Source organism: Nannocystis sp. RBIL2 (genome assembly GCF_026626745.1).
GTDB lineage: Bacteria > Myxococcota_A > Polyangia > Nannocystales > Nannocystaceae > Nannocystis.
In genome coordinates this window covers 1,957,993-1,974,527 of the sequence record NZ_JAPNJW010000002.1, presented here as the reverse complement: position 1 = coordinate 1,974,527, position 16,535 = coordinate 1,957,993, and the positions used below count along the sequence as shown (strand labels likewise).

The window sequence follows — 16,535 nt, the reverse complement described above, 5'->3', positions numbered from 1 at the left end:
CCTGCTGATAGAGACATGACCCGAAGAGCATGTCCGCAAGGACATGCTCTTCGTTCATCCCGGATCCGGCTACTCCTGCGTCGGGTCGGCGCAGGCGATCTGGACCCGCCGGGTCGGCGCCGACTGGGCGCGCACGACGACCTGACCGCGACCGGCTCGCAGGAGGGTCGCCTGCTCGCCGACCTCGAGCGTGCCGACGATGTCCTCGTCGATGGTCACGCCGTCGAGCGGCGCCACGTACCAGTGCTTCGTCGGCAGCTGGCCGAGCGCCACCCGGCTGCCGAGCTGCAGCAGGTGCGAGTGCAGGTCCCTGTCGAGCAGCGCGATCACGTCGCCTTCGTCAGCCCCGTCCGCCTTCAGCAGGTCGGCGTGGTACAGATAGTCGGCGGGGGTCGCGTCGGCGCTGGAGCCGTCGGGGCCGGGGACGAGCCCCGCGAGTACGTAGATCCCGAGCGGATCGGCCGCGATCTGGGCGGGAGAGGGCAGCACGGGTCCGGCGGTCGTCCACGCTACGTGATCGCGTCGGGTGAGCACCGGCGCCTCCGCGGTCGGGTCGCGCTGGAGCGCGAGGCTGATGACAAGGGTCTGGAACACGGCCGCGGGCATCTCGGGAGCGGGCTCTTCGTCGGGCAGCGTGGCGATCGAGATCAGCAGCGCGGCCCCGGCGACGCTGCCCGGCTCGGCGACGTCGAGCACGTCGAGCTCGCGCAGGTCCTCCCACAGCAACGGGCAGTTCAGCTCGCTGAGCGGCGGGCAGGTCACGGTCGCGGTCAACGCCCAGCGTTCGCCGAGCTCCAACTCCGGGGTCACCGCCGCCACGTGGATTGGCACCTCGCCGGCCCGCGTCAGCCGCGGCAGCGCGAGCAGGTGCGGGCTGTGGCCGAGGAACACCAGGCGGTAGAACCACTCGGTGCTCGCGTCGCCGGGGAAGCCCGCGAGCGTCGGTCCGGCGGACAATTCGGCCCCGTCCTCGTCGATCCGCCACAGCCGCGCCTCGTCGCCGCGGTCGAGGGTCAGCCAGATCTGGCCCTCGATCGGGCCGCGCGACAGCGTGAACTCGTGCGTCGCGCCGACAGTGGTCAGGTCGACGCCGGGGATGTCCTCGGGGACACGTCGAAGCGCCAGCTCGCCCGGGTGTTCGCTCGCCAGGTACCACGTCGCGTCCTCGCCGCTGCGGGCGATCGCGGCCGCGTGGATCCGCCAGCCCGGCAGCACGTCGGGATCGGCGACCGCGAGCGCGATGTCCCGGCACATGCGGCCGATGTCGAGGACCAGCCCGGGCGGCGTCACCGGGCTGCACGCGCCGAGCAGCGCCGCGCCGACGAGTCCGCGAGCCCGCATCGCCGCGATGATACTCGCGACGCCGCATCGCCGCGACGTCGGCCGCGAATCACTCGAGCACGGCGCGGATGGCCGCGATCGTCACCTCGGCCAGGCGGTCGAGCTCCGCGTCGTCGATCACCAGCGGCGGGAACCAGTAGATCGTGTCGTGCAGCGGCCGCAGGAGCACGTCATGGGCCAGCGCGGCCTCGCGCAGCAGCAGCCCGAGCCGGCCGTCGCGCGCCCCGGGGCTGCCGGCCGCGGGGACCACCTCGAGCGCCGCGATCATCCCCGCCTGGCGGTGAGCCACCACCGCGGGGCAGGCCGCCGCGACCGCCCGCCGGCGCGCCGCCATCGCCTCCACGCGGGCCGGCAAGCGGGCCAGCAGGTCGGTCGAGCGGAACAGCTCCAGCCCCGCGATCGCGGCCGCGCAGGCGATCGGGTTGGCCGTGAACGTGTGGCTGTGGAGGAAGCTGCGGGCCGGCGAGCCGCGGAAATCGACGTCGAAGCCCTCGCGCACCAGCACCGCCGCCAGCGGGAGGATGCCCGCCAGCCCCTTGCTGAGGCACAGCAGATCGGGCTGCACTTCCGACCATGTACTTGCGAACATGTGCCCGGTGCGGCCGAAGCCGACCGCGATCTCGTCGGCGATGACGTGGATCCCGAGGCGTTTGGCCGCGCTCGCCAGCTCGCGGTAGAAGCCGGCGCCGGTCATCGTCATCCGCCCCGCGCACTGCACCAGCGGCTCGATCACCACCGCCGTCAGCTCGTGCGCGTGCTCCTCGAGCGCCGCGATCGCGGCCTGCGTCTCGGGCGCGTCACGGCCGAGGTCGGACGCGAGGTCGGCGTGCTCGTGCTCGCGGAAGCTCGGGGCCGGCAGCTCGACCGGCGAGAAGAGCAGGGGGGCGAACGTGTCGCGGTACGCGCTGGCGCCGCAGAGGGCCAGCGCGCCCAGGGTCTCGCCGTGGTAGCCGTTGCGCAGCGTGGCGAAGCGGCGCCGGCCGGGTTCGCCGCGCTGCTGGCGGGCCTGGTAGCTGAGCTTGAGCGCGACTTCGACGGCCGCCGAGCCGCAGTCGGCGTAGAACACCCGCTCATAAGCGGGCGGCGCCGCGGCCAGCAGCGCCTCGGCGAGCGCGACCGCCGGCTCGTGGGTGAAGCCGGCGAACATCACGTGGTCGAGGCGTTCGACCTGCTCGCGGACCGCCGCGACGATGGCGGGGTGGCCGTGGCCGTGGACGCACGTCCACCACGACGCGATCGCGTCGAGGATCGCCCGCCCGCCGGCCTCGTAGAGCCAGCATCCGCGGGCGCGTTCGACGGCGATCGGCGGCAGGCGGTCGAGATCGGCGAAGTGCGTCGCCGGGTGCCAGACGTGCGCGCGATCGCGGTCGATGAGCCTCGCCACGCCGGCGAGGCTGACCTCAGGCGCGCGCGGCCGTCAAGCCCCAGCGAGCCGCGCAGGCCGGCCCCTCGCCGTCCGCGCCGGCTTTGGCCCGACCCGCCGGCGTGCGTGCGGTCCCCATTGCGTGAGCCGGGCCGCTCGCGCAACCTTGCGGTGGGCGCGGCTCGCGACCGGTCGCGCCGCCTCGGGTTTTTTGCCATGCAGCGCACGCTCTCGACCCTTCGTACCGCCCTCCGTTCGCTCCCTCTGTTCGCCGGGCTGTTCACTGCCGCCGTCGCCGGTGGCTGCGTGCTCTACGGCGAGCCCGACGACTACAAGACCTGCCAGGAGGTCGCGTGCGGCAACCATGCCAGCTGCGGCGACGGCCAGTGCTTCTGCGACCCGGGCTACGAGGGCAACCCGTACACCGGCTGTCAGGACGCGACGCCCGCAGTCGATGAGAAGTGCGCCAAGGACTGCGGGCAGAACGCCTACTGCTCCGAAGGCGAGTGTTACTGCGAGCTCGACCACGTCTACGTCTGCGGCGAGAACGCCGGGTGCATGCCGACCGAGCGGCTCTGCGACAAGACCGCCGACTGTCCCAACGGCGCCGACGAGGCGACCGCGGTCTGCTCGGCGCCGGTCTTCCAGGAGTGGTTGCTGACGGACGATTGCGACGACGGCCTCGACATCGAGTGGAAGCTGTTCGCGCAGGGCCGCGACTGGGCCTGGCCCAGCGTCGATTCGACCTTCCGCACCGCGGGCCGCGGCGTCGACGTCTACCAGACGATTCAGTGCTTCGAGGGCGAACAAATCTGCTTCGCCGGCGCCTCCGGGGACGTCACCTGGGGCTTCAACCTCGACGGCTCCGGTCAGTGCGACGCGTGTTGTGCCGCCTGCGGCTCCCAAGATCTGCTGGATCTCGGGTTCCTCACCTGCCAGGGCTGAAGCCCGGCGAGGCGCGGGGGTGCGCGGGCCCCTTGCTTTTGCGCCTGATTGCCGCTACGTCTCCCCCGTCGCGTGTATGTCCGTCAGGGCCACATGCGGCGTGGTGGACTTCCATGACAGAGATCGCCCAGCTCTTCGAATCTGCGCTCCGACAGAATCGGGCCACGCTGCTGCGCAAGGCCGCGATCAACACGGTGGCGCGGATGCCGGCCACCACCAAGCTCAGTGAGCTGCTCAGCAGCGAGGCTGGCGCCTCGATCCGCCAGCTCAGCATCAGCGAGCTGCGCGAGGCCCTCGCCGCGCTGGTGCCCGCGCGGGCCGCCCGCCCGGCGGCGGCAGCGGCGACGACGAGCGAGGGCGAGGGCGCGGCCAACGGCGCCGGCGAGGCGCGCGAGGTCCAGGTCTACAAGCAGATCCTCACCGCCATCGAGGACGAGCCGCTCACCATCGGCCAGCTCGCCAAGCGCATCGACTGCGACATCGCCGAGCTGCGCGGCTACCTGGCGTGGATGAAGAAGATGGGCAAGATCGACAGCTCGGGGCGCGCCCGCGCGACCCGCTATCACAAGCCGGCCGGGGCCTGAGCCGCCGGCGCTCGCACGCCATGGCATTCGCGGTCGCCGACTTCCCCGAGCAGGTCGCCGCGCTCAAGCACGACCTCGGCAAGTACGTCGCCTGGATGTCGGCCAACCTCGGCGACGACCACTGGCACGGTCCGCTGCGCGACGAGCTCGTCGAGGCCCTGCGGCGCGACCTGTTGCGCACGCGCAGCGGCGGCGACGGCACCGTCGAGGCCGCGTGGGAGCTGTGGACCCGCTTCGCCGCCGATTGGCCGCGTCCTTTGCCGGCGCCCGAGCTCGTCGAGGTCGAGGCCGCAGTCGAGGTTTTGCGCGCCCACAGTCCGGCGCTCGCGCGCGGCGACCGCGACGCCATCGCCGCCGCGCGCCCGCAGATCCGCGCCGCCCAGCAGACGATCCGCAGCGAGCTGCAGAAGCTGCATCGGCGCCTCCAGTCATCTCGCGGGTGATTCGTGCCGTCGATCCTCATCATCGACGACGAGGACAACTACCTCGAGCTGTGCCGGCGCTACATGCCGGAGCACAGCTTCTTGCCGCCGGCCCGCAACTACCGTGAGACCGCGGCGGCGCTGCGTCGCTACGCCGGCCAGGTCGACCTCGTCCTGCTCGACGTCCACTTCAACATCCCCGACGCCGAGCTGCTGCCGCACGACAAGCAGCCGCTGCTCGCCCGCGGCGGCGACCCGGCCAAGGTGTTCGAGCGGCTGCGCCGCAGCCAGGGCCTCTACATCCTCGACCAGATCCGGCAGAGCCACCCCGACCTGCCGGTGATCGTGATGACCTCGCGCGACGACCTGCCGCTCGAGGCCGACGCCGAGCGCCTGCGGGCCGAGGACTACACGTATCTCCTCGCCGACGACTACCTCGACGCGCGCGCGCTCAAGCTGCAGATCGACGGCATCCTCGCCCAGCGCGAGCGCCACGTCGCCGCCGCCAGCGAGCCGTTCTATTGGGGCAACTCGGCCGCCATGATCAGCCTGCGCCGGCGGCTCGGCATCCTCGCGCGCGGGCGCCTGCCGGTCATCATTCAGGGCGCCACCGGCACCGGCAAGAGCCTCGTCGCCCGCGAGTTCATCCACCCTCGCTCCGAGCGCGCCGGTCCGTTCGTCGCGGTCGACCTCTCGACCTTGCCGAACGACCTCATGGCCGCGCACCTGTTCGGCGTCGTCAAGGGCGCCTACACCGGCGCCACCAGCTCGCGCGAGGGCGTGCTCGCGCGGGCCCACGGCGGCACCCTGTTCCTCGACGAGATCGGCAACCTCGGCCTCGAACTGCAGAAGTCGCTGCTGCTCGTGCTGCAGGAGGGCGCGTACCGCCCGATCGGCGCCACCAAGGAGCTGCAGACCGACATCAAGCTGGTCGTCGCCACCAACGAGAACCTCGCCGCCATGGTCCGCGCCGGCCGCTTCCGCGAGGATCTCTACATGCGCCTCAACCCCGCGACCGCGGTCACCTTGCCGGGCCTCCGCGAGCGTCGCGACGACTTCCAGGAGCTGCTCGAGTGGTTCATGCGCCGCGTCACCGCCGAGGCGTACAACCGCGATCTGCTGGCCCAGTACGCGGAGCAGCGCGGCCTCCCGGCGCCGGGGCCGAACGACAACCTCGCGGTCACGGTCGGACGATCGATCCCCCCGCGCGGCGACGCCCGGCGCATGCACGTCCTCCTGCACCCCAGCAGCTTCAAGCTGCTGCAGGAGTTCGACTGGCCCGGCAACTTCCGCCAGTTCGAGATGACCCTCTCGAACCTCCTCACCTTCACCCTCGTCGACCTCGTCGACCGGCCCGAGCGCATCGAGCCGGAAGATCTGGGCGAGGCCGGGCGTCCTGACATCATCCCGATCTTGCCGCGCACCGTCAGCGACCTCTTGCGGCCGATGACCGCCCCGACCGCGGCCGAGGCGCCGCTCGATGAGGTCGCGGCCGACGGCGCCGAGCTCGCGCGCCTGGCGATCGTCGTGCGCCCGGGGGACTCGCTCAACGCAGTCTCGTGCGCGGTCGAGCGCCAGTATCTGGAGCACCTCTACGAGCGCTGCCTCGGCGACCTCGGCAAGATGGGCGAGATCCTCCTCAACGACGCCGGGGCGGGGCGCAAGATCCAGCTCCGCATGAACCAGCTCGGGATCAAGCTGCGCCGGCTCAAGCGCCGCGCCGACGGCTAGGCGGGGCCATGCGTCGCTCGCCGCCTGCTACTCTGTCGTCTCGGGCCGGGCGGCGCGGGTCGCCGGGCCCGGGTCTCACCACTCGGGCGGAGGGCTAGCGACCGTGCGCAAGGGACATGTCCGATCGGCAATGCGCCTTGGGGCATGCCTGTTCGCACATGTCCTGTGGGCCAGCCCGTCGGTGGCCGCGGCGGCGCCCGCCCCGACGGTCAGCAAGGCCAGCAAGAAGCCCGGCAAGGCCGACGAGCCCACCATCAAGCCGGTCTACGACCCGCTGGCCGAGCTGCCGCTGCCGCCCGAGGAGGACAGCGCGTTCGAGGAGCCGGGCGGGCTCACGCCCGAGCAGCGGATGGAGCAGTTCGACGTCAGCATGAGCCGGGCCGCGCGGTTCGAGCGCGAGGGCCGGCCGGACGACGCCCTGCGCGAGTACAACAACGCCCTCAAGCTGCAGCCCGGCGATCCCGGGGCGCTGCGCGGGCGGGCTTATCTGCGGGCCCGTCGCACGCGGGAGAACACCTGCCCGCGGCGGGCCATCGACGACCTCAAGCTGCTGCGCACCTACGATCCGCGCGGCCTGTGGCTGGCCGAGCGGCGCACCCTGGTCGAGTGGATGGGCCGCTGCGAGGAGCGCTACGACGACGAGCGGCTGAACCTCGCGCTCGAGATCGCCGAGCAGGACCCGCGCACCGAGGGCCGGCCGCCGGAGATCCGCTACACCGTCGCCTCCTTGCTCAGCAAGCAGGCCGAGAAGGCCGTGTCGACGCGAGAGCGCGACAGCCAGCGCGAGGCGGCGCTCAAGCAGCTCGACCTCTACCGCCGCGATTGCACCGCCGGCGGGCGCAAGCCGGGTGCCGAGGCGCTGCGACTGCAGGCCGACCTGCTGCTCGAGCAGAACGACCTCGAGGGCGCGATCGCCATCAACGAGGAGCTCAGCGCCGCCTATCCCGGCACGCCCCTGGCCAAGCAGGCCAAGGAGCAGCTCGACGAGCTGCGCCTGCAGGTCGAGCTCAACAAGCTGGAGAAGGAGCAGGGCGGGCGGCCGAGCGAGTTCGCCGAGCAGAGCTACCGACGGGCGCTGGCCGCGATGCGGGCCGGCGACCTCGACGCCGCCGAGCGCGACCTCCTGGCCGCGATCGAGAACTCGCCGTGGTACCCCAAGGCCCACTACACCCTCGGCGTCATCTACGCCCGCAAGGGCCGGATCCCCAAGGCCGTCGACCAGCTCAAGCTCGCAGTGCGCATGGATCGCTTCGACTACGAGGCTCACATGGCGCTCGGCCTCGTCTACAAGAAGCAGTTCGCCGGCGCCGAGGACGTGCGGGCCATCGAGCACCTCGAGAAGGCGCTGCTGCTGCGGCCCGACCTGCACCACCTCCACATCCTGCTCGGCGAGCTCAACGCCCGCGAGAACCGCGACGCCGCGCGCCGTCACTACGAGCGGTTCCTCCGCACCGCGCCCGACGACGACCCCGATCGCGCGCAGGCCGAGCGCGCGCTCAAGGACCTCACGCAGGAGGTCAGCCCCGAGGAGCCGCTCTACCTCAACGAGCCGCCCGACAACCTGCAGCGCCTCGATCCGTCGCTGCAGCGCATGATCAACGAGGCCTACCTGCGCGTCTCCGAAGAAGGCGACCTCAACCAGGCCGAGAAGATCCTGCAGCGCGCGCGCGAGCGGTTCCGCAGCGAGCCGGTGGTCTACAACGAGCTCGCCAAGGTCGTGTACGCCCAGGGCCGCACCGGCGACGCGCGGCAGTTCTGGGAGCAGAGCCTGGCGCTCGCCGAGGAGCAGATGGAGGTCCACGAGCGCCTCGGCATCTTGCTCGAGCGCGACCTGCCGGCGCAGTCGACGGTGCACCTGCGCCGCGCCGCCGAGCTCGGGTCGGCGACCGCGCGCTTCCGCCTGGCCAAGCGGCTGTGGGACGACTACCACCTGATCGAGGCCTCGGAGCAGCTCGACCAGTTCTTGCGCGAGGCCGACGAGTACAACCTGCACTGGGACGCCGCGCACCGCCTGCGCGACCGCATGGACGCCATCTTCCTGCGGATCTACCTCGGCGCCGGGGCGCTCGCGTTCTTGCTGGTTGCGATCCCGGCGTGGCAGGTCTACCGCCGCCTGCGCGGGGCTTCGCTGGCGCAGATGCTCGAGCGGGCGCCGAAGAGCTTCCCCGAGGTCGCGCGGATCTTGAGCCTCATCCGCCATGAGATCCTCAAGCACAACACCTCCTTCCTGTCCGACGTCGGCCGCGCGCTCGAGATGGACGAGCCCGACGCCGAGGCGCGCACCGCAGTCGTGGCCGCCCGCCTGTTCGGCGCCCCGCGCGACCGCAACGAGTCGAGCCCGACGCCCGGGCGCGGCTCGCTGCGCGAGCGCGGGATCCACGGCCGCTTCCTCGGCTACGTCGACGAGCTGCAGAAGGTCGGCCGCAGCCACAACATCAACCTCAACCTCTATCGCAAGGACCCGATCTTCAGCGCCATGATCGCGGCGTTCGAGGACCTGCGCGGGCTCGAGGGCCTGCAGCGGGCGCCGAACCGCGAGCGGCACGGGCTCAAGCTCGAGTGGGCGCGCCGGCTCAGCCGCAGCGGTCACGTCCTCGGCCGCAAGGCGTTCGAGGAGCTGTCGGGCGTGATCCGCTCGCTCTGCATCGTCGCAGTCGACCCGGCCACGATCCGCGAGATCTTCGCGCAGGTGGTCGCCGAGCCGCAGTTCGCCAAGGTGCAGATCGCCGAGCCGCAGATCGCCGGCGAGGGCGCCAAGATCCGCGTGTTCCACACCGACCTCGAGGACATCGTCACCAACGTGCTGCGCAACTCGTTGCAGTCGAGCGTGCTGTACGGGCCGAAGCCGATCGCGCTGGGCATCGACCTCGTCACCGAGATGGACGAGATCACCGGCCTGTCGACGCTGGCGATCCGGATCAAGGACCGCTCGACCGAGCAGCTGAGCAACGAGATGCTGCGCGGTCGCTACGTCGAGCGCGGCATGGGTATCACCGCCGACCTCCTGTCGCGCTACGACGGCTCGATCGCCGTCGAGCCCGAGCGCGGCTGGCAGAAGGCGGTGGTGCTGCGCTTCTTCACCGTGGAGGAGGGGCCATGAGCGAGATCAAGGTCCTCGTCGTCGAAGACGGGGACGAGTACCTGACCAACCTCTCGACCTTCGTGTCGCGGGGGATCCGCTACACGCAGGCGAAGAGCGGCGAGCAGGCGTGCGCGCTGCTGTCGTCGCTGCAGCCGGACCTCGTGTACCTCGACATGCGCTTCGACCGCACGCCGATCGAGGCGCTGCTCGGCGACCTCGTGGCGCTGACTGCTCGCTTCAACGGCGACGTCGCGCGCGCGCGCGCCTTCCAACAGGACAATCAGGGCCTGTTCGTGCTGCGGGCGCTGCGGGACGCCGGCTTCCGCGGCCCGGTGATCTTGTCGTACGACTTCGGCGCGGAGGAGCGACGGTTCCGCGCCCTGTCCGAGCGAGATCCGGCGCTCAGCTACTGCCCCGACTACGCCGACGCCGACACGATCTACGCCGCGATCCAGCGCGCCGTCGGGCGCACGCCCGCGTGACAATCGGCGCCGTTTGGCGCATCGTCCGCCTCATGCAGCCCGCGATTCGGGTCATGATGATGCCGCGCGACACCAACGCGCACGGCACGATCTTCGGCGGTCACATCCTCAGCCTGCTCGACCAGGCCGGGGCGGTCGCGGCGCACGCCATCGGCGCGCGCAAGGTCGTGACGGTGGCCATTCGTGAGGTCGTGTTCAAGGAGCCGGTGCACGTCGGCGACATCGTCAGCCTCTACGCCGAGGTCACGAACGTGGGGTCGACCTCGCTGACGATCCGGGTGCGGGTCGAGGCGCACGAGCCGATCGGCGGCCGCAGCGTCGAGGTCACCACCGCCGAGCTGGTCTACGTGCAGGTCGACGACCGCGGCCGCCCGGTGCCGATCCAGCGCACACTTCCGCCCCGCGACGCGGAGTGCTAGCTTGCCGGCATGAAGCGCTTCACCTGTTCCGTGTTCGCCCTGTCCCTCGGCCTCGCCACCGGCTGCGCCGAGCAGCCTGGCAAGAAGAAGGAAGAGGAGACCAAGACCGAGGCGAAGACGGTCAACGGCAAGACGGTCGAGACGAAGACCGAGACGAAGACCGAGACCAAGCCGGCCGACGCTGCGCCTGCGCCTGCGCCCGCGCCCGAGGCGAAGTAGTCCGGCGTCAGCGATGCGGCTGCCGCTCCGCCACCCGCCGCACGGGCGCGACGCCCAGCTGCGGCGCTGCGCCTATCTCGAGGCGCTCGCCGAGCACGCGCGCGGCCTGGCTTTGGGGCCAGCCGCCGATCTGGTCACGCCTCGCGGCTCGCGCGGGCGCTACGGCAGCGCGCTGCAGTGGCACTTCGGGCTCGAGCCGCACGACGGCCTCGATCGCCTCGACTGGGAGGACCGCATCGAGCTCAAGCTGGTGTCGGTGTGGCGCGCCCGCGACGGCCTCGCCTGCGACAAGCTCAAGGTCTGCGACCTCACGATCGACCCGTGGCACAAGCTCGGCAACGTCCTGTGGGTGTTCGCCGATCGCCTGACGCGGGTGGTCGTCGGCCACCGCTTCACGCGCCTGGGCGGGCCGATGCGCGAGCGGCTCGAGGCGTCGTGGACGATCGATCCGCACTTCGAGAAGCCGTCGCTGTTCGTCGAGGCGCGCGAGCAGGAGCAGCGCCAGGCCCCGGCGTACTACCTCAGCGCCGCATGGTTCCGCGCCGAGGGCTTGCTCCCGCGCGAGCTGCCGGGCGTGCTGCCGTTCGACTCGCGCTGGTGGTCGGGCGCGCGGACGGGCGGGCGCGATCCGCTGCTCACGCTGTGGCGCGGCGAGGCTCAGGGCGAGCTCGTGTGTCCGCGCTGCGGCGGGCCGATCCGCGCCGACCACGAGCGCCTCGGGCGCGACGGCTGGGCGCCCGCGGTCCACGCGATGCCTTTCGGCGAGCGGTGCGGTCTGCGCGCTCACTTCGCGGTCGCGGCCTCGAACCTGGCTCTCGGGCCAGGTGAGCCAGGCCGCGCGGAGCTCGAGTCGGCGCTGCAGGGGCTGCTCGCGTCCGACCAGGTCGAGCGCCTGGCCGACCACGTGGTCGAGCCCGACGATCACCTGCACTGAGCTCCGGCGGGGCCTTAAAATCGAGAACCCGAGATGCCGACCAAAGCATCCCGGGTCCCCCCCCAGATCTAAGATGTTGCTACTGCACCGACCAAGCGAAGCGCGACAAGCTCAAAACGACTCGATAAACCAGGCGAATCTTTAAGTTAGGCGCGAAGGTTCAAGCCAGAAGAAGCTAAATAAGCGGTAAGTGGCGCAAGAGAAGCTAGAGAAGCTAAGGCGTAAGTCAGAAGGCGAAGCAGAAGGGCTAAGGTAAGTAAGGTCGTCGTTTCCGGCGACACCGACCTAGGAGTGCAGGGCACGAGCCAGGTTGGCAAGTTGTCGAGATCATTGATGACAGGTTGTCAGGTGCGGCGCCGCTCCGCTCCGGTATGACATCTCTGTCAGACCTGGCCCGCCGGCCGCCGCGACAGGCCATGACATCGATGTCGTGCGCGGCCGGGGCCGGACATCGCGCGTGCCGCGGGCATCTGCTAGGAAGTCCCGCACAGAGGCCCCATGTCCACGAATTCGCGGCCACGCGTGACGATTATTGGTGGAACCGGCTACGGCGGCGCCGAGCTGATCCGGTTACTTCGTTGGCACCCCGGCGTCGACCTGGTCCGCGTGACCAGCATCGACCAGGTCGGCGAGCCGCTGGAGGCGGTCCACCGCAACCTGCCGAAGACCGGCCTGGTGTTCGAGAACATCCCCGCTGCCGAGGCCGCCCGTGACGTCGACGTCGTGTTTCTCGCGCTGCCGCACAAGGTCAGCGCGACCATGGCGGGCGAGCTCGCCGACGTGCCGGCGCGGGTGATCGACCTGTCCGGCGACTTCCGCCTGCGCGACAAGGACGACTACAAGACCTTCTACGGCGACGTCCACCCGCACCCCGAGCACCTCGGCACGTGGGTCTACGGCCTGCCGGAGCTGCACAAGGAGGCGATCCGCGAGGCCCGTAGGGTCGCCTCGCCGGGCTGCTTCGCCACCGCGATCGCCCTCGGCCTGCTGCCGCTGGCCCACGCCGGCCTGCTGCGCGGGGCGATCCACACCGTCGCCATGACCGGCTCGTCCGGCTCGGGTGCCTACGCGCAGATCGGCACGCACCACCCGCTGCGCGCCGGCAACCTCAAGACGTACAAGGTGCTGAACCACCAGCACACGCCGGAGATCGAGCAGACGCTGCGCGACGCGGCCGGGCGCAACAAGCAGGCGAGCGAGTTCTCGCTGGCGTTCGTGCCGGTGTCGGCGCCGCTGGTGCGCGGGATCCTGGCGACCAGCATCGTCCCGGTGCCCGGCGACGTCGACGTCAAGGCGCTCTTCGGCGAGTACTACCGCGACGCGCCGTTCGTCCGCGTGCTCGGCAGCAAGGTCGGCGCCGAGGTCGTGGCGATCAAGGGCAGCATGTACGTCGACCTGTCCTGGACTTTGGGACAGGTCGATCCGGCGACCGGCCAGCGCCAGCTGGCGGTGGTCACCGCGCTCGACAACCTCGTCAAGGGCGGGGCAGGGCAGGCGGTGCAGTCGATGAACCTGATGCTCGGGCTCGCGGAGACGGCCGGCATCGACGCCCCGGGGCTGTGGCCATGACGACGGCGGTCCTCAAATTCGGCGGCGAGGTCATCGCCGACGCGCCCGCGCTGGCGGCGGTGCTCGGCGATGTCGCCCGCCTCACCGCGGCCGGGTGGAAGTTCGCCATCTGCCACGGCGGCGGGCCGCAGGCCAACGCGCTGCAGGAGCGCCTGGGGCTGCAGCCGATCAAGGTCGGCGGCCGGCGGGTCACCGACGAGGCGACGCTGCAGGTCATGAAGTACGTCCTCGCCGGCGAGCTCTCGGTCGACGTCGTCGCCGCCGCGCTCGCGGCCGGGCTGGGCGGCGCGCTCGGGCTCTCCGGCGTCAGCGCGGGCCTGGTCTCGGCGCGCAAGCGTCCGCCCACGCGCGTGAGCGGCGGCGGCGAGGAGCTGGTCGACTTCGGCCTCGTCGGCGACGTCGTCGAGATCCGCACCGCGGTGATCGAACACCTGTGGGCCGGCGGGTACACGCCGGTGATCAACACGCTCGGCGTCGGGCTCGAGACCGCGGGCTTCGCCTGCCCGGTCTTCAACATCAACGCCGACACCGTGTCGTCGGCGATCGCGGGCGCGCTCAAGGTCGACCACCTGTTCCTCATGACCGGCGTGCCGGGCGTGCTGCGCGACAAGGACGACCCGAGCACGCGCATCGCTCGCCTCAGCGCCGCCGAGGCGCGCGGGGCGATCGAGATGAAGGTGATCGTCGGCGGCATGATCCCCAAGGTCGAGGAGGCGCTCGCCAACCTGGCCCTCGGGATCGGCGCAGTGCACGTCCTCGGCGCCACCGCGGGGGCGCTGCAGGCCGAGGCGGCGACGCCCGGCAGCGTCGGCACCGTGCTGGTCGCGTGAGGCTGCTACACTCGCGGCCCATGCGCGACCCACTCCTCGGCGCCGCCCTGCGCGCGGCCGTCGACGCCGCCTTCGAGACCGAACAGGTGCCGCTGCTGCAGCGGCTGGTCGACCTCCCGAGCCACACCTACGCCCGCGACGACGTCGAGATCGCCGCCGCGGCGCTCGACGAGGCGGCCGCGGCGACCGGGCTCACCTGTACCAAAATACCGGACCCTTCGGGCAGGTTCGCCGACCATCGCGTCTACGCCGATCCGAGCGTGGGCGACGGACCGTCGCTGGCATTGGTCGGGCACATCGACACCGTGTTCCCGCGCTCGCTCGGCTTCCTGAGCTTCCGCCGCGACGGCGACGTCGCCCGCGGCCCCGGCGTGCTCGACATGAAGTCGGGGCTCACCTCGGTGATCTTCGCCCTGCGCGCGCTGCGGGCGGTGGCGCCGGCGCGCGCGAGCCTGCCGGTGCGCTTCATCGTCGTCAGCGACGAGGAGGTCGGCTCGCCGAGCAGCGCGGCGATGTACCGCGAGCTGGCGCCGAAGCTCACCGGCGCGCTGGTGTTCGAGTCGGGCCGGGAGGGCGACACGATCGTCACGCGGCGCAAGGGCGGCGGACTGTTCACCATCACGGTGCGCGGCAAGGCGGCCCACGCCGGCAACAACCATCACAAGGGCGTCAACGCCATCCACGCGCTCGCGCTGCTGGTCGATCGCGTCGAGCGGCTCACCGATTACTCGCGCGGCGTCACGCTCAACGTCGGGCTCATCGAGGGCGGCACCGCCAAGAACACGGTGCCCGCGAGCGCGAAGTGCCAGGTCGACGCGCGCTTCGAGACGGTCGCCGACGCCGAGCGCGTGGCCGCGTTCCTGCAGGCGCTGAAGCGCGATCCGTTCGCGGGTCTCGCCGACGTGCCGGAGCGGCTGCGCGAGGTGGTGGTCGAGGTCAGCGGCGGCATCACGCGTCCGCCGATGGAAGCGTCGGCGGCGAGCCAGCGGCTGCGCGGGGTCTACGAGCCCTACGCCGCGGCATGCGGTCTACAAGTCGGCGAGTGCCCGCTCCAGGGCGGCGGCTCCGACGCCAACTTGCTCGCGGCCGACGGCGTGCCCTGCGTCGACGGCCTCGGCCCGTACGGGCAACACTTCCACGAGACCGAGGAGTGGTGCAGCCTCGACAGCCTGCGTCGGCGCACTGCGGCGCTGGCGTGCTTCCTCGCGGAAGAGGCCGGTACATGCTTCCGGTGACGCCCGCTTGCTTCGCTCTCGCGTCTCGTGAGAAATTCTCCGGGACGCGCCGATGAGCGATGCCGACGTCCTGGGGCTGTTGATCGTCGTCCTGTGTCTGGCCGCGAGCATGTTCTTCTCCGGTTCGGAGACCGCGATCACCAGCCTCGACGCGCACAAGGCCAAGCGCCTGGTCGAGGACGGTGGGCGGCAGGGCCGCATCGCGGCGTTCTGGGTGCGTGAGCCGGTGCGGGTGCTGTCGACCATCTTGGTCGGCAACAACATCGCCAACACGTTGATGGGCGCGGTCGTGACGGCGCTGGCGCTCCGTCACCTCGAGGGCGGGCCGTGGGGCGGCTGGGCCGTCGGCGTCGCCACCTTCGTCACCACGGTGATGCTGCTGATCCTCGGCGAGATCACGCCCAAGGCGCTCGGCCGGATCTACTCCGAGCGGCTGGCCCTGCCGGCGCTGTGGGTGCTGCGCGGGCTCAGCAAGCTCATGGCGCCGGCGCTGTGGTTGCTCACCGCGATCACCGGCGTGATCGTGCGGCGCTTCGAGCCGAAGGACGGTGGGTCGGGCGGCAGCAAGGTCACCTCCGACGACATCGGCTATCTCGTGCAGGTCGGCCAGCGCGAGGGCTCGATCGATCCGGGGCAGGCCATGCTGCTCGCCGGCATCGTCCGCTTCGAGGCCAAGATCGTCCGCGACATCATGATCCCGGCCAGCCGGATCATCGCGGTCAACCTGGCGTGGACCGTCGCGCAGGTGCGCCAGGTGGCGCTGCGCTCGGGTCACAGCCGGCTGCCGGTCTACGAGGGCCAGCCGGGCAACATCAAGGGCGTGCTGCACATCAAGCAGCTGGTCGACCTGGCCGACAACGAGCGGCTGGCGCGGGTGGTCCGTCAGCCGGTGTTCGTCAGCCAGACGATGCGGCTGCACGACCTGCTGCAGCGGTTCAAGGAGCAGCGGGTCCACCTGGCGATCGTGGTCGACGACGCCGGCGACGCCGTCGGCATCGTCAGCCTCGAGGACGTGCTCGAGCAGATCGTCGGCCAGATCTTCGACGAGAGCGACCGGGCGCCGCTGACCCCGGTGCCCGACGTCAGCGGCGCGGTGATCGTCGAGGGTCAGGACAGCCTGACGCGGGTCGAGGAGCGCCTCAACGTCGAGCTGACCGACCTTGAGGGCGTGATCAGCGTCGGCGACCTGCTGACGTACCTGGCGGGCCAGATCCCGATCGCCGGCTCGGTGTTCGTGTGGGAGGGCCTGCGCTTCCGCGTGCTCGAGGCCGACGCGCGCCACGTGATCCGCGTCCGCGTCGAGCCGACCGGCGGCGACGACGACGACGACGACGACTGACCCTCACGACATTGCTTTGTAAGCATGTCGTGATGGACAT

At 71.3% G+C, this 16,535-nt stretch carries 15 protein-coding genes; 13 read left to right on the top strand and 2 right to left on the bottom strand.

The genetic code is table 11. The features are described 5' to 3' along the window. Nucleotides 1–69: 69 nt before the first annotated feature. Together OV090_RS32960 and bioA are read right to left on the bottom strand one after the other, a co-directional pair. Nucleotides 70–1,341 (bottom strand): hypothetical protein, encoded by a 1,272-nt coding sequence (locus tag OV090_RS32960; RefSeq protein WP_267708642.1) that lies wholly within the window; start codon nucleotides 1,339–1,341, stop codon nucleotides 70–72. Nucleotides 1,342–1,390: 49 nt separating this feature from the next. Then, a complete protein-coding gene (gene bioA, locus OV090_RS32955; RefSeq protein ID WP_267708641.1) occupies nucleotides 1,391–2,725 on the bottom strand; it encodes an adenosylmethionine--8-amino-7-oxononanoate transaminase in 1,335 nt (444 codons plus the stop codon). 195 nt (nucleotides 2,726–2,920) lie between these two features. On the opposite strand from bioA, the gene OV090_RS32950 reads away from it, so the two are divergent. The 13 genes from OV090_RS32950 (at nucleotide 2,921) to OV090_RS32890 (ending at nucleotide 16,495) form a co-directional block, all read left to right on the top strand. Beyond that, nucleotides 2,921–3,649 carry a hypothetical protein gene (locus OV090_RS32950; RefSeq protein ID WP_267708640.1) on the top strand — a complete coding sequence of 243 codons (729 nt, stop codon included), beginning with the start codon at nucleotides 2,921–2,923 and terminating at the stop codon, nucleotides 3,647–3,649. 113 nt (nucleotides 3,650–3,762) lie between these two features. Beyond that, nucleotides 3,763–4,233 (top strand): hypothetical protein, encoded by a 471-nt coding sequence (locus OV090_RS32945; RefSeq protein WP_267708639.1) that lies wholly within the window; start codon nucleotides 3,763–3,765, stop codon nucleotides 4,231–4,233. Nucleotides 4,234–4,253: 20 nt separating this feature from the next. Continuing rightward, a complete protein-coding gene (locus OV090_RS32940; protein ID WP_267708638.1) occupies nucleotides 4,254–4,676 on the top strand; it encodes a hypothetical protein in 423 nt (140 codons plus the stop codon). A gap of 3 nt (nucleotides 4,677–4,679) precedes the next feature. After that, the gene (locus OV090_RS32935; protein WP_267708637.1) at nucleotides 4,680–6,386 is read left to right on the top strand and encodes a sigma 54-interacting transcriptional regulator; all 1,707 of its coding nucleotides are present in this window, start codon (nucleotides 4,680–4,682) and stop codon (nucleotides 6,384–6,386) included. A gap of 130 nt (nucleotides 6,387–6,516) precedes the next feature. Then, on the top strand, nucleotides 6,517–9,486 hold the full coding sequence (locus OV090_RS32930; RefSeq protein ID WP_267708636.1) for a tetratricopeptide repeat protein: 2,970 nt from the start codon (nucleotides 6,517–6,519) through the stop codon (nucleotides 9,484–9,486). After that, on the top strand, nucleotides 9,483–9,950 hold the full coding sequence (locus tag OV090_RS32925) for a hypothetical protein (protein ID WP_267708635.1): 468 nt from the start codon (nucleotides 9,483–9,485) through the stop codon (nucleotides 9,948–9,950). The genes OV090_RS32930 and OV090_RS32925 overlap by 4 nt, the downstream gene beginning before the upstream one ends. Nucleotides 9,951–9,982: 32 nt before the next feature. After that, nucleotides 9,983–10,369, top strand: coding sequence for an acyl-CoA thioesterase (locus OV090_RS32920; protein ID WP_267708634.1), 387 nt, complete (start codon nucleotides 9,983–9,985; stop codon nucleotides 10,367–10,369). Between the two features lie 9 nt (nucleotides 10,370–10,378). Beyond that, nucleotides 10,379–10,588 carry a hypothetical protein gene (locus OV090_RS32915; RefSeq protein WP_267708633.1) on the top strand — a complete coding sequence of 70 codons (210 nt, stop codon included), beginning with the start codon at nucleotides 10,379–10,381 and terminating at the stop codon, nucleotides 10,586–10,588. A 13-nt stretch (nucleotides 10,589–10,601) separates the two neighbouring features. Further along, nucleotides 10,602–11,522 carry a hypothetical protein gene (locus OV090_RS32910; RefSeq protein WP_267708632.1) on the top strand — a complete coding sequence of 307 codons (921 nt, stop codon included), beginning with the start codon at nucleotides 10,602–10,604 and terminating at the stop codon, nucleotides 11,520–11,522. Between the two features lie 498 nt (nucleotides 11,523–12,020). After that, nucleotides 12,021–13,091, top strand: a complete 1,071-nt coding sequence (gene argC / locus OV090_RS32905) for an N-acetyl-gamma-glutamyl-phosphate reductase (protein ID WP_267708631.1) — start codon at nucleotides 12,021–12,023, stop codon at nucleotides 13,089–13,091. Beyond that, nucleotides 13,088–13,921 (top strand): acetylglutamate kinase, encoded by an 834-nt coding sequence (gene argB / locus OV090_RS32900; RefSeq protein ID WP_267708630.1) that lies wholly within the window; start codon nucleotides 13,088–13,090, stop codon nucleotides 13,919–13,921. Before argC ends, argB begins: the two co-directional genes overlap by 4 nt. 20 nt (nucleotides 13,922–13,941) lie before the next feature. Then, nucleotides 13,942–15,156 (top strand): M20/M25/M40 family metallo-hydrolase, encoded by a 1,215-nt coding sequence (locus OV090_RS32895; protein WP_267708629.1) that lies wholly within the window; start codon nucleotides 13,942–13,944, stop codon nucleotides 15,154–15,156. Between the two features lie 52 nt (nucleotides 15,157–15,208). Then, nucleotides 15,209–16,495 carry a hemolysin family protein gene (locus OV090_RS32890; RefSeq protein ID WP_267708628.1) on the top strand — a complete coding sequence of 429 codons (1,287 nt, stop codon included), beginning with the start codon at nucleotides 15,209–15,211 and terminating at the stop codon, nucleotides 16,493–16,495. Nucleotides 16,496–16,535 lie beyond the last annotated feature (40 nt).

Excerpts from the sequence above, each read along its gene's own strand:
- OV090_RS32960 (WP_267708642.1), bottom strand. The coding sequence starts at position 1,341 with ATGCGGGCTCGCGGACTCGTCGGCGCGGCGCTGCTCGGCGCGTGCAGC.
- OV090_RS32950 (WP_267708640.1), top strand. The coding sequence starts at position 2,921 with ATGCAGCGCACGCTCTCGACCCTTCGTACCGCCCTCCGTTCGCTCCCT.
- OV090_RS32945 (WP_267708639.1), top strand. The coding sequence starts at position 3,763 with ATGACAGAGATCGCCCAGCTCTTCGAATCTGCGCTCCGACAGAATCGG.
- OV090_RS32940 (WP_267708638.1), top strand. The coding sequence starts at position 4,254 with ATGGCATTCGCGGTCGCCGACTTCCCCGAGCAGGTCGCCGCGCTCAAG.
- OV090_RS32930 (WP_267708636.1), top strand. The coding sequence starts at position 6,517 with ATGCGCCTTGGGGCATGCCTGTTCGCACATGTCCTGTGGGCCAGCCCG.
- OV090_RS32925 (WP_267708635.1), top strand. The coding sequence starts at position 9,483 with ATGAGCGAGATCAAGGTCCTCGTCGTCGAAGACGGGGACGAGTACCTG.
- OV090_RS32920 (WP_267708634.1), top strand. The coding sequence starts at position 9,983 with ATGCAGCCCGCGATTCGGGTCATGATGATGCCGCGCGACACCAACGCG.
- OV090_RS32915 (WP_267708633.1), top strand. The coding sequence starts at position 10,379 with ATGAAGCGCTTCACCTGTTCCGTGTTCGCCCTGTCCCTCGGCCTCGCC.
- OV090_RS32910 (WP_267708632.1), top strand. The coding sequence starts at position 10,602 with ATGCGGCTGCCGCTCCGCCACCCGCCGCACGGGCGCGACGCCCAGCTG.
- argC (WP_267708631.1), top strand. The coding sequence starts at position 12,021 with ATGTCCACGAATTCGCGGCCACGCGTGACGATTATTGGTGGAACCGGC.
- argB (WP_267708630.1), top strand. The coding sequence starts at position 13,088 with ATGACGACGGCGGTCCTCAAATTCGGCGGCGAGGTCATCGCCGACGCG.
- OV090_RS32895 (WP_267708629.1), top strand. The coding sequence starts at position 13,942 with ATGCGCGACCCACTCCTCGGCGCCGCCCTGCGCGCGGCCGTCGACGCC.
- OV090_RS32890 (WP_267708628.1), top strand. The coding sequence starts at position 15,209 with ATGAGCGATGCCGACGTCCTGGGGCTGTTGATCGTCGTCCTGTGTCTG.